Here is a 13270-nt window from a genome sequence, read left to right as displayed (position 1 = left end):
GAAACAATATTTTTTCACAAATACTGTGCTAATAACATTCATAGTTATCCACACAAAAATGGGAAGCGACATACGCTCCCCGTTTTTACAATTATCCACATTGTGAATTATAATCTTGATTCATTTGTTAATTTCAATGTTGCTTCTTTTTCTTTTCCTTGACGATAAAATTTTACTTTCATTGAATCGCCTGGTTTTTTATTAGTGTATAAATATTTTCTTAGCTCTAAGATGTTATTTACTTTATGACCATCTAATTCGAAAATTACATCCATTTCTTGCATGCCTGCCTTTGCAGCTGGAGATCCAGGAGAGACGCTTTCAATCATGATGCCTTGTGTTACACCTTTTGGAAGTCGTAATGTTTCTTGTTGATGGTAGGCTGGGACATCACTGACATTTTGAAGTTTTACACCCATTGCTGGACGTCTAATTTTTCCATACTTCTCTAAATCGTTTATTACTGGTTCTGCAGATTTAATTGGAATGGAAAAACCGATTCCTTCGACAGCTTCTTGAGCAATTTTCATTGAATTAATTCCAACGACTTGACCAGAAACGTTTATTAGTGCACCACCGCTGTTACCAGGGTTAATGGCAGCATCTGTTTGTAATACTTCTGCTTCCCAATCCTCAAGTCCGTCATTATTTAAATCCATAGGTACCGTCCGATTGACCCCAGAGACAATTCCTTGTGTGACGGAGCCGGCAAAGTTTTCGCCAAGTGGATTTCCAATTGCGATGACTGGTTCACCAAGTTTCAACTTATCAGAATCCCCAAACTGAGCAACAGTAGTTACATCTTTACCATCCACTTCAACTACCGCTAAATCTGTCCAAACATCACTACCTAATAATCTTGCCGATAATTTTTTTCCATCGTAAAGTGTGACTTCAAGTTGATCAGCGCCTTCAACAACGTGATTATTAGTTACGATAAATGCTTTTCCATTTGCTTTTTTATAAATTACACCTGAGCCCGATCCTGTTTCATGTTCGCTTTTCCCTTGCCCTTGCTGTGACCAAAAGCCTTGTGATTGGATATTAGCAATCCCGACAACAGCCTTTTCGGCTTTTTGAACCGCTTTCGTTACATCTGTCGTCACATCTAAAGAAACTGATTTGCCTGTAATATTATTTTGGCTATTTTGTGCATTTTCAACTGATGTTTGTTGATCAGAGGAACGATTGAATACATTACCGAGTGAAGGGAAGGCAATCATTACAAGTAATGCTCCAATAATTACACCGACTAGACCAGAAATAAAGGATCCGCCTTTCGACCGCTTTGGTCGTTGATAGCGATCATTATCATTATCATCATAATAACCCACGTTTACCCATCCTTTCTTTCGTCAAAAACTATCTATATTTTAGTTTACCTTCTATATGCCCTTATTATAATCAGCAATTATTAAAATATCATTAAACAGAATTAAGAAATTTCTTTTTAATCAATTTCCAATGCAAAAAGGGCAAAAATCCTTTATGTAAAGAACCTTTACCCTATTTTTTATACTGCAGTCAGTGGAGTTGGAATTTTTGGATCGGTATCAAATAAATCAAATTGGTGACCAATTCCCATTCCACGTGCTTCCAACGTCTGAGCAACACTCATTCTCGCTAAATCTTTCATATTATTATCAAGACTTAAATGGGCAAGGTAAATTCGCTTCGTAGCATCACCGATTACTTCACTCATTGCGATTGCTGCGTCCTCATTCGATACATGTCCGACATCACTTAGAATACGTCGTTTAATACTCCAAGGATATTTACCCATACGCAGCATTTGGACATCATGATTGCTTTCAAAAATAAATACATCCGCATTTGAAATGGTGCCTTTCATTCGATCACTGACATATCCTGTATCAGTAATTACGACAAGCTTTTTTGATCCATTTCTAAACACATAAAACATCGGTTCGGCGGCATCGTGAGAAACGCCAAACGATTCAATATCAAGCGAACCAAAGGTTTTGACTGTTTCCATATCAAATGTAAACTTTTGCTCGACTGGGATAACACCAATGAGATTATCCATCGCTTTCCACGTTTTTTCATTTGCGTAGATCGGTAATTTATATTTACGTGCTAGAATTCCAACACCTTTAATATGGTCACTATGTTCATGGGTAACAAGAATTCCGTCTAAGTTTTCCGGTTTGCGATCAATTTTTTGAAACAAGGCTTCCATTTGTTTGCCGCTAAATCCAGCATCGACTAAAAATGAATGATTTTCTGTTTCAACATATGTCGCATTTCCTGTACTTCCACTGGCAAGTACACTAAAATGCAATGACATTCTTTTCACTCCAATGTTTCAGTTTCAGTTCCAGTTCCAGTTTCAGTTTCTTTATCATTTTTCGGGATTACGCGACCATCTATGGCATTTACAAATAGGTCATCAGCGACCTTGCCATGCTTAACGACAAAATGCCAAGTAGGTACAAGCATTTGTGATTCCGTTTGTGGAATTAATGTATAATAACCTAATTCTGCTTTTACAACTTCACTTTTAGCAAAAATCATATTCTTGGCATAAAGATTGCCGATCGCTGTCATAATCGGCAGTGCCTTTTCTCCGCCTCTTTTTTCCATCTTTTCTAAAATTGTTTGTTTATACGAAACAACTTCATTTTTATCGTTCAGAATTAACACCAACTGACCACTATCATTTTTGAAAAACTGTTTATCTTCATATGTCTGATAAAATATAATTACATTTTTATCTTTGTCGTATTCCCAATATTTATATTGATTACCATACAACATATTTTCCGATATAAATGTTTCTAATTGAATCGGGTCGAAGCTGGAGTTTAGTTTTTCTGGCTTTTTAAAGGTAGAAAATAAAGACGTTTTATTTGGCCCAATTGTTACCGTTTGATTAACTAATTCTTTTATTTCTTTTTCGGTAAACTTCTTTGTTTTTGCGCTTATATACTGAACTTTAATTGATTCAGAAGGAAAGCTTATATTATAAGTAATCTCCGCATCCTTTAACCGATCCTCTAATGAAGGATCTTCCTTTAGTTGCTCAATTTTGCTATCACTATATTGTCTAGAAAACTGGACAAATAAAAAGATATCAAGAATTAAGAAGACAATGATAAACATTGTTTTTGTTTTATTCCAATCCATGCTGCTCCCCCTTAATATCCTCAGACATCAATGGCAGCCATTTACCGTCATACTCATAATACCATATCGGTTCAAAAGTTAGCACCTTCCGCTTAGAATCATAGTCTAACTGATATCCAACCGATAAATTATTAATTTTTTGTTGATCAATATCAAGCTTTTCTAAGTATCCCAACACCATATCAGTAGAAGGAAGTTTTACTTCTCCATTATCTATAGGTACGAGGGATGAAAAGTTGATATATGGTCTTTCATATTCATAAATGATTTGGGCGTCTCCCCAATTGAGTGTTGCATCCGCTATATGGTCTGGATATTTCGTATTAAATACAGGGATTCCATTTTTGAAAAGACGAAAAACCACTTGATTTTTATTTGGATCCGTACTAAAGTAGCGAAAATCATCTTTCCATCCACCATTATTATTAACAAAGTCATTGCTCTGCCTAATTAGATTTTTAATGCGAATAAAAATCCCCGGGCTTTCACTTGGATTAAAGAAATCTATTGAACCACGATCTAAATTCGCCCTCATAAAACTTGTCCCATCTTGATATTCTATATTGCTGCCTTCCTGGCTTTTTTCTACAATCTTGGGTACAGGGAATAAAGCATTTTTGAAATTTTCTACGATTGATAAATCATTTTTATCCCACAAATAACTATATCTTGTAACAGTTTGTACGGATGTAGGTAATAAAATTTCCTTTTTATTATTTAACTTGTACACGTGATATGGTTCGTACAGATCCTTTTTATTGTTAATTTTATTTACAAAGGCTTGTAGACCAGTATAGCTAGCAGATCCACTAAACACTCGTTTCGCCTTTGTATTAATAAAATATACGGATGCAACCTTCTGGGCCGGATTTGAAATATCAATCACCATTTGGTTAAACTCTTCAGTAGGAACCTTTTTGTCACTGACATGAATAACACCTTTAAATGTATCAAAAGGGATCAAATCTGAAAAATAAAGTTCTAATTTTTTTGATCCGTGTATAATCTTTTGCCAGTCATTGTCTCTATAACTCTTGGCAGCTCCAATCTCATAAAACTTAAAGCTCCCAATTTCATTCATAATCCGATCAATTTCTGTTTCTTCTGTTGTTCCACTATATAAATCATTATCATGAAGGAAAATTTTCATCGGTTTAATGATTTCCTTTAGTTCCTTTGGTTCAACATTTTCTGTATCAGGTGTTTCTGTATTTCTAATGGTTTCATAATTTACTTGGAACGTCCACAAACTCCATGTTAAATAAATACTGATGGCGACTAGAAAGATTAACAATATTGTTTTCAACGTTTCATATTTCATAACCATTCATCCTCTTGAGAACGATCATATGGAAGTGTTAAATAGATCGTTGTCCCTTTTCCTTCTTCACTTCTAGCCCATATTTCCCCACCATGTGCTTCAACCATTTCCTTGGCAATTGCTAGTCCAAGTCCAGAACCGCCCATTTTTCTAGTTCTCGCTTTATCAACGCGGTAAAAGCGTTCAAAAATCTTCTTCAGATTATCTTTAGGAATTCCCATTCCTTGATCGGAAATACTTAGTTCAATCATTTCATTAAGTTCACGAGCTCTAAATGTTATTTGCCCGCCTTCAGGTGAATATTTTAATGCATTTGAAATAATATTATCTAGCACTTGAGTCAATTTATCTAAATCAACCTCGACAAATAAATCCGCGTTAGGAAGCTTTCGTTTAAACGTTACATTTTGCTCTTTTGCCATTTCGAAACGATCAATGACATGGTGGAAATATTCAATGATATTAACCCATTCTTTATTTAATTGATAGTCTCTGCTGTCCATTTTTGATAGTTTCAACAAGTCATTGACAAGGCGAATCATTCTTTCCGTTTCATTTTGCGTAACTGTTAAAAATCTTGGTGCAATTTCTTTATCTTCCCAAGCTCCGTCAGCTAATGCCTCTAAATAACTTCTCATCGTTGTAAGCGGCGTTCTTAATTCATGGGAAACATTTGATACGAACTCTCTTCGTTCCATATCAATTTTTTCTTGCTCGGTAATATCGTGTAATACAGTTATTAACCCGCTAACAAATCCCGTTTCACTTTGAATAACGGAAAAACTAGCACGCAAAATATACGGTTCATCCTTTTTACTATAATCCAAAATAACCGAGTCCTGTTCATTCAGTAAATCTTCAAAATGGTGGAGGTCCTCAATTTTTAGTAGGGAAACAAGCTCTTTGGAAAGGACTGTTTCACGTGAAACATCTAGCATATCCGCTGCAGGCTCATTAATTAAAATGATTTTTCCTCTTCGATCAGTGGCGATCACACCGTCCGTCATATGGGAAAGAATGGAGGAAAGTTTTCTTCGTTCTCCCTCGGTTGTTGCCTGAGATTCTTGAAGCTTTTTCGTCATATGATTAAAACTATATGCTAGTTGCCCTATCTCATCGTTTCCGTACACTTTCACTTTTCTGGAGAAATTTCCTTTCGCCATTGCCAATGCCTGCCTTCGCATATCGGAAATTGGCCTTGTAATTGTTTGAGCTAGTACAATCCCAAGGATTGCTGTAATAACCATAGCGATCGCAGTACCTTTGGTAAAAATTGAATTAATTTCATTGATTTCTTTATATACTGATTCAATCTTACCTACGATATAAATATAGCCAGTTTCATTGCTGCTTAATTTAATAGGATTAATTAAAACCCAAATACGCTTTCCCGAGTTATCAACAAAACGCTTGCTCCATGTATTTCCGGAATTTATCGCCCTTTTCACGTTATTATCTATTGCCTTTTGTCCGACAATTCCTTGATCACCTGTATCAGAAGTAGCGAGAATGACATTATTACTATCAATTAAACGTATTTCCTCAATCTCTGCGCGTGCATTGTCTTTTAATATATCTTGTATTTTTTTTCTGCTATCTTCATTCGTTTCCTCTGTGCTCATCGCCTCACGAATAAAGTATCCTAAACTGGTCACTCTCCCCTTAATGGAGCTCATAAAGTTTTCTTGTAGTTTTTCCTCTAATTTATTAACAAAATAGACTCCGATAATCTCCATTGATACTAATGTTAATAAAAGAAAAATTAAGACGAACTTTAAATGGATTGACTGAAAAAAACCAACCTTCTTCATCACATTACTCCTGTTCGGGATTACGCAAATAGTAGCCTACTCCACGGCGTGTAACGATCCACGCAGGATGACTTGGATTATCCTCTACTTTTTCTCTTAAACGTCTTACAGTAACATCAACTGTTCGGACGTCTCCGTAATAGTCATATCCCCAAACCGTTTGCAGCAAATGTTCTCTCGTCATCACTTGACCGATATGTTGAGCTAAATAATATAGTAACTCAAATTCCCGATGTGTTAACTCTATCGTTTCCCCACGTTTAGAAACGATGTATGCATCTGGGTGAATAACTAATGATCCAATTGTAATTTCATTGCTTTTCTCTTCTTCGTCCGCTACGGCTGCGACTTGTTGATGGCGTCGCAAATTCGCTTTCACACGCGCGATTAATTCTCTTGTGCTAAAAGGCTTCGTTACATAATCATCCGCTCCGAGCTCTAAGCCGATAATTTTATCGATCTCTGAGTCCTTAGCTGTAAGCATGACAATCGGCATTTCATATTTTTTTCTAACTTCTCTACATACTTCAATTCCATCACGCTTTGGTAGCATAATGTCTAATATTAATAAATCAGGGTTGATTTCCTCGACCATTCTAATTGCTTCTTCACCGTCATATGCACAGTAAACGGTGTATCCTTCTTTCTTTAAATTAAACTGAAGGATATCAGCAATTGGTTTCTCATCATCAACGACCAATATTTTTTTATCCATGTTATTACTCCCTTTATATTCAAATAAAATTGATTTTAATTATAATGTATTGTAATACGGCAAAAATTATCCACTACCTCTATTTTACTGTAACATGTTCTATACGTGAATTCATCTTTTAAGGATAATTGTTTTTTTCCAACTCTTCCAAATTCCTTTTATATAAATAGCAAAAAGCTCTAGACTTTGCTAGAGGCATTTTTATCATCTATTAATAGTATTTTAATTGTCTTGAATAATTAAAGAAAATGAAGGGGGAAATTGTCGAAAAGAATTGTATAAATAAAAAAGCATTGCGAGAGTCTTATGTCATCGCAGTGCTTTTTGATGATGGCTCGGGACGGAATCGAACCGCCGACACATGGATTTTCAGTCCATTGCTCTACCGACTGAGCTACCGAGCCAATTGGAATGGCGGTCCGGACGGGACTCGAACCCGCGACCTCCTGCGTGACAGGCAGGCATTCTAACCAGCTGAACTACCGGACCAAATATTATTATTAAAAAATATTTGAAGGATGAGCCATGAAGGACTCGAACCTTCGACCCTCTGATTAAAAGTCAGATGCTCTACCGACTGAGCTAATGGCTCGAACTTAATATTTCGTAACAACGTATTTTATATTACCATAACATTATTTCATAAAGCAACAACTTTCGGCAAATTTCGTAAAAAAAATAGAAAAGCTAAAAGCTCCTTGCTTAGCTTTAGCTAGACGTTGCAGGATAACTTTGTAGGACTGATTACAATAAAAAATGAGGATGATCAAAAATTCATCCTCATTTCCTCATTTATCTCCAAACACTATTAACAACATTTGTTTGTGAACGGTCAGGTCCAACAGAGAAGACGGACAATGGAATTCCTGTTAACTGTGAAACGCGTTCTAAATAGTGACGAGCATTTGCTGGTAACTCTTCTAATGTTTTGCAGCTTGTAATATCTTCCGTCCAACCCGGCAGCTCTTCATAGATTGGTTCACATTCAGCTAAAATATTTAGATTTGCCGGAAACTCTTCAATAACTGTATCTTTATATCGATAAGATGTACAAATTTTAACTGTTTCAATACCCGTTAATACATCAATGGAATTAAGGGAAAGGTCTGTAATTCCACTAACACGACGTGCATGGCGAACAACAACACTGTCGAACCAACCAACACGTCTTGGTCGTCCTGTCGTTGTCCCATATTCACGACCAACTTCACGGATTTGATTGCCTATATCGTCATGTAATTCGGTAGGGAATGGACCATCTCCTACACGAGAAGTATATGCTTTTGCTACACCGACTACATGATTAATTTTTGTCGGACCAACACCGGAACCGATTGTTACTCCACCGGCAATTGGATTGGATGATGTAACAAACGGATATGTACCTTGGTCAATATCCAACATAACTCCTTGTGCCCCTTCAAATAGAACACGGCGCCCTTCATCTAAAGCATCATTTAAAACAACAGACGTATCACAAACATATTGCTTAATTTGTTGTCCGTACTCATAGTATTCATCCAAAATTTCCTCTAATGAAAATCCATTCGTTTCATAGAAACGTTCCAATAAACGGTTTTTCTCTTCTAAATTACGAGCCAATTTCTCTTCAAATATTTCTCGATCAAGAAGATCAGCCATACGAATACCAACACGAGCAGCTTTATCCATATAGGCTGGTCCAATTCCTTTTTTCGTCGTACCTATTTTATTCGCACCTTTTCGTTCCTCATCCATCTCATCAATTTTCAAATGATAAGGAAGTATTACATGTGCACGATTACTAATTCGTAAATTATCTGTGGAAATTCCTCTTTCGTGCAATCCTTTTAATTCTTGAACAAGCGCTTTCGGATCAACCACCAAACCATTTCCGATAACACTGATCTTTTCTTTATAAAAAATCCCAGATGGAATTAAGTGTAATTTATATGTTTCACCATTAAAACGAATCGTGTGACCCGCATTATTTCCGCCTTGGTATCGTGCAATGACTTCTGCATTTTCAGAAAGAAAGTCTGTAATCTTTCCTTTTCCTTCATCGCCCCATTGTGTTCCGACAACAACTACTGATGACATTAATAAGGCACCTCCAAATAATTTTTACGTTCTATATTTTATACCCTACTTATTTTAACAATTTATATAAAAAAGTCAATCCAAACACGAACATTTAGTAGGTGTTTAATCTACTTTATTCGTAATTATGTAAAATATAAAAAAAGAGAACTGGTAAACTCCAATTCTCTTTATCTACTATTATTAATTCAGAAATCTTCTTAAGCTCCCGCCGGAACTTGAGCATCATCAAATCGACGTTCCAAATTAACAAACTTATTATATTCTTTTACAAAAGCTAATGATACGGTTCCAACTGGGCCATTACGCTGTTTAGCAATTATGATTTCGATAATATTTTTGTTTTCACTTTCCTTATCATAATAATCGTCCCGATAAAGGAAGGCAACAATATCCGCGTCTTGCTCAATACTTCCTGATTCACGGATATCTGACATCATCGGACGCTTATCCTGACGTTGTTCAACACCACGAGAAAGCTGAGAGAGGGCGATAACCGGAACTTCTAACTCACGTGCGAGTGCTTTTAACGAACGTGAAATTTCGGAAACTTCCTGTTGTCGGTTTTCACCTGAACGGCCATTCCCTTGGATCAACTGCAAATAATCAATTAATATCATTCCGAGACCATGTTCTTGCTTTAACCTTCGACACTTGGAGCGGATCTCGCTAATCCGAATACCTGGCGTATCATCAATAAAAATACCTGAATTCGAAAGACTTCCCATCGCCATCGTCAGCTTTCGCCAGTCTTCGTCGGTTAATGAACCGGTCCGCAAGTTTTGCGCATTAATATTCCCTTCTGCACAGAGCATACGCATTACTAATTGTTCCGCTCCCATCTCGAGACTAAAAATTGCCACATTTTCGCCAGCCTTTGTTCCGACATTTTGGGCAATGTTTAAAGCAAAAGCCGTTTTACCTACTGAAGGACGTGCAGCGACAATAATTAAATCATTCCGTTGGAAACCTGCCGTCATCCGATCAAGCTCGGTGAAGCCAGTAGGAATCCCAGTAATATCGCCAACACGGTTATGCAGTAATTCAATATTATCATAGGTTCTTACAAGCACATCTTTAATATTATGAAAGGAACCCGCATTTTTCCGTTGGGCAACTTCCATAATGCTTTTTTCAGCCTCATTTAACAATGCATCTACTTCATCTTCACGAGAATAACCTTCCTGGGCAATCGTTGTTGCCGTTCGAATTAATCGGCGCAAGAGAGATTTCTCTTCTACAATTCTCGCATAATATTCAATATTTGCTGCTGTTGGAACAGATGCAGCTACTTCACTTAAATACGATATACCACCAACATCTTCTAATTGTTTAGCAGCAGCTAGTTCTTCAGTAACTGTAACTAGATCAACCGCTTTGCCCTCATCATTTAGCTTTAAAAAAACACTAAATATCTTTTGATGAGCACTGCGATAAAAATCCTCCGGAATCAATGTTTCCGAGGCCAAGATCAATGAAGATGGTTCCAAAAAGATAGCCCCTATAACTGCTTGTTCTGCTTCTATATTTTGAGGCGGCATGCGATCCGCAAATAAATCACTCATTGAAATAAAACCTCCCATTTATGAGCTATACATACTCAAAATAAATCCATAGAAAAAAAGTGATCAATTATATTCGATCACATTTAATTCTTTCTTTATTTCCACTCTTAAAAGAGAGATTGTCATATCAAACATTCACCTTACTTAACTATTTTATCACGAAGTTATTTCTTGTGAAGCTGGCAAATTTAACAAGACGTGTTTTTATTTTTCTTCTTTTACATGGACATTTAATGTTGCTGTTACTTCAGAATGAAGTTTAACAGGTACTTTAGTAACCCCTAGAGTACGAATGGCATCGTCCATTTCTATTTTGCGTTTATCAATTTTAATATCGTGTGCCTTTTTTAATTCCTCTGAAATTTGTTTGCTTGTAATCGAACCGAAAAGGCGACCACCTGTACCAGATTTTGCTTTCAATTCTACAGTAATTTGTTCTAGTTTTTCTTTCAACTTTTTCGCTTCTTGAAGCTCTTCTGCAGCTAATTGCTGTTCCTTTTTCTTTTGTGCATCGAGACCTTTTAAATTTCCTGGAGTTGCCTCTACAGCCAATCCTTGCTTAAGTAAAAAGTTGTGAGCATATCCATCCGCTACATTTTTTGTTTCTCCCTTTTTTCCTTTTCCTTTAACATCTTTTAAAAAAATTACTTTCATGATTGCTGTCTCCCTTCTAAATAATCATCTATTGCTTTCAACAGCGCCTTTTCTGCTTCTGCAATTGTCGTGTTTTGAAGTTGCGTGGCGGCATTCGACAAATGACCACCGCCGCCTAGACTTTCCATTATAATTTGAACATTTACTTTTCCTAATGAACGTGCGCTTATTCCTATCTCTTCTTCTGATCGTTTAGAAATAACGAAAGATGCCTGTACTCCATCCATTGTTAGTAGAGTGTCTGCAGCTTGTGCAATTAATACCGAATTATAAATCTCTTCATCGGTACCTTTTCCAATAGCGATTCCATCACGAGAAAATTTTACACTCTCAATTAATTTTGACCGTTTAATATACGTTTCCAAATCTTCTTTCAAGAACTTCTGGACTAAGATAGTATCTGCACCTTGGGCACGTAAATAGGAAGCAGCATCGAATGTTCTTGAGCCCGTTCTTAACGTGAAGCTTTTTGTATCAACGATTATTCCGGCTAATAGGGCTGTTGCTTCAAGCATATTAATTTTTTCATTTTTTGGTTGGTATTCTAATAACTCAGTGACAAGTTCGGCAGTGGAAGAAGCATATGGTTCCATATACACTAAAAGTGGATTTTTTATAAAATCCTCACCGCGTCGATGATGGTCGATAACAACAATATTATCCATCCTCTTAATGAGTTTTTCTTCGATGACAAAGGACGGCTTATGCGTATCCACAATGACCAGTAGGGACTCTTCCGTCGCCATTTCCATTGCGTCTTCCGGTGAAATAAAGCGAGAATATAAATCCGGATATTGCTTCACTTCATCAATTAATCGCTTTACCCCGGTATCAATCTCAGAAAAATTGATAACAATATAACCTTCTATTTGATTCATTTCCGCTACTTTACGTACACCGATAGCTGATCCAACGGCGTCCATATCAGGAAATTTATGCCCCATTACAAAAACTTTATCGCTCTCAATCATCAATTCTTTTAATGCATGAGAAATCACTCGTGCACGTACTCTTGTACGCTTTTCCATCGGGTTTGTCTTCCCGCCATAAAACTTCACTTTTCCATTCATTTGCTTAATGGCTACTTGATCTCCCCCTCTGCCAAGTGCTATGTCCAAACTTGATTGGGATAAAGTACCTAAATCAGGCAAGGTTGGTCCATCAGCACCAATACCAATACTTAATGTTAGCGGGATATTCTGCTTCGTTGTTGTTTCACGTACTTCATCTAAAATAGAGAATTTATTCTCTTCCAACTCATTAAGAATTTTCTCATTAAAAACACCGATAAATCGTTCAGCGGACACTCTTTTTAGAAAAATCCCGTACTCAGTTGCCCATTTATTCAGAATTGACGTCACTAAACTATTGAGACTACTCCGTGTTTGGTCATCCATTCCTTGTGTCACTTCATCATAATTATCTAAAAAGATGATGGCAATAACTGTTCTTTCCTCATTATACAGTTTTACAACTTCAGCCATTTCTGTAACATCTAAAAAGTAAAGTAATCGTTCCTTATGTTTTAAGGTAACGCGGTATTTTCGCCCATTTAATGATATTAGCTCAGTATCTACTTCTTGCTTAATTAACGGAACTAAATCTTCTGCAACATCATATAATGATTCCCCGACTAGTGTATCTTCATTAAAGCATGAAGCCATATAATGATTTGTCCATTCAATAAAGTAATCATCATTGATCAGCATAATTCCAATTGGCATTTCTAATAATGCCTCTTCACCAACCCTTTTTATTCGGTGGGATAAGGTGGAAATATACTCAAGAGTTGCTTTATTTGACCTTTGTTCAAGAAAAAGGGCTAGATAAAACAAGGTCCCTATCAGTAGAAGCCCAATAACCGTAATCCACCAATGGTAAAAAGCAATGAGTCCTAAAAGGGCTAAAGAAACCGCCAGCAGTCCATATAGTGGATAACGTACCATTCGATTTTTATAATATGAAGGCATGTTTATTC

10 protein-coding genes and 3 tRNA genes are annotated in these 13270 nt (G+C 36.5%); all 13 read right to left on the bottom strand.

Annotated elements, in window-relative coordinates:
- Positions 1-107: 107 nt before the first annotated feature.
- The 13 genes from MKY81_RS04870 to MKY81_RS04810 all read right to left on the bottom strand — a co-directional run bounded on the left by MKY81_RS04870 (position 108) and on the right by MKY81_RS04810 (position 13262).
- Entirely contained in the window at positions 108-1334 is a 1227-nt protein-coding gene (locus MKY81_RS04870; protein ID WP_327990391.1) for a S1C family serine protease, read from the bottom strand.
- A 179-nt stretch (positions 1335-1513) separates the two neighbouring features.
- Positions 1514-2308, bottom strand: a complete 795-nt coding sequence (locus tag MKY81_RS04865; protein ID WP_108072525.1) for an MBL fold metallo-hydrolase — start codon at positions 2306-2308, stop codon at positions 1514-1516.
- Between the two features lie 5 nt (positions 2309-2313).
- Positions 2314-3147: a two-component system regulatory protein YycI gene (locus MKY81_RS04860; protein ID WP_341116926.1), complete on the bottom strand. Its 834-nt coding sequence runs from the start codon at positions 3145-3147 to the stop codon at positions 2314-2316.
- On the bottom strand, positions 3134-4468 hold the full coding sequence (locus MKY81_RS04855) for a YycH family regulatory protein (RefSeq protein WP_328007506.1): 1335 nt from the start codon (positions 4466-4468) through the stop codon (positions 3134-3136). The genes MKY81_RS04860 and MKY81_RS04855 overlap by 14 nt, the downstream gene beginning before the upstream one ends.
- Positions 4465-6279, bottom strand: a complete 1815-nt coding sequence (walK, locus tag MKY81_RS04850) for a cell wall metabolism sensor histidine kinase WalK (RefSeq protein WP_341116922.1) — start codon at positions 6277-6279, stop codon at positions 4465-4467. The genes MKY81_RS04855 and walK overlap by 4 nt, the downstream gene beginning before the upstream one ends.
- A 4-nt stretch (positions 6280-6283) precedes the next feature.
- Positions 6284-6994 (bottom strand): response regulator YycF, encoded by a 711-nt coding sequence (yycF, locus tag MKY81_RS04845; protein WP_066230906.1) that lies wholly within the window; start codon positions 6992-6994, stop codon positions 6284-6286.
- A 331-nt stretch (positions 6995-7325) separates the two neighbouring features.
- A tRNA-Phe gene (locus MKY81_RS04840) sits at positions 7326-7398 on the bottom strand.
- A gap of 8 nt (positions 7399-7406) precedes the next feature.
- A tRNA-Asp gene (locus tag MKY81_RS04835) sits at positions 7407-7483 on the bottom strand.
- A gap of 30 nt (positions 7484-7513) precedes the next feature.
- Positions 7514-7586 (bottom strand) — tRNA-Lys (locus MKY81_RS04830).
- Positions 7587-7786: 200 nt separating this feature from the next.
- On the bottom strand, positions 7787-9073 hold the full coding sequence (locus tag MKY81_RS04825; protein ID WP_108072519.1) for an adenylosuccinate synthase: 1287 nt from the start codon (positions 9071-9073) through the stop codon (positions 7787-7789).
- A gap of 200 nt (positions 9074-9273) precedes the next feature.
- On the bottom strand, positions 9274-10638 hold the full coding sequence (dnaB, locus tag MKY81_RS04820; protein WP_066235818.1) for a replicative DNA helicase: 1365 nt from the start codon (positions 10636-10638) through the stop codon (positions 9274-9276).
- A gap of 204 nt (positions 10639-10842) precedes the next feature.
- On the bottom strand, positions 10843-11292 hold the full coding sequence (rplI, locus tag MKY81_RS04815; protein WP_066235817.1) for a 50S ribosomal protein L9: 450 nt from the start codon (positions 11290-11292) through the stop codon (positions 10843-10845).
- Positions 11289-13262: a DHH family phosphoesterase gene (locus tag MKY81_RS04810; protein WP_066235816.1), complete on the bottom strand. Its 1974-nt coding sequence runs from the start codon at positions 13260-13262 to the stop codon at positions 11289-11291. Before MKY81_RS04810 ends, rplI begins: the two co-directional genes overlap by 4 nt.
- Between the last annotated feature and the right edge of the window lie 8 nt (positions 13263-13270).

Origin of the sequence: Heyndrickxia sp. FSL W8-0423 (genome assembly GCF_038009395.1) — a bacterium.
Classification (GTDB): domain Bacteria; phylum Bacillota; class Bacilli; order Bacillales; family Bacillaceae_C; genus Heyndrickxia; species Heyndrickxia sporothermodurans.
The sequence above is the reverse complement of the archived record's forward strand: the minus strand, read 5'-3'. Positions and strand labels throughout refer to the sequence as shown.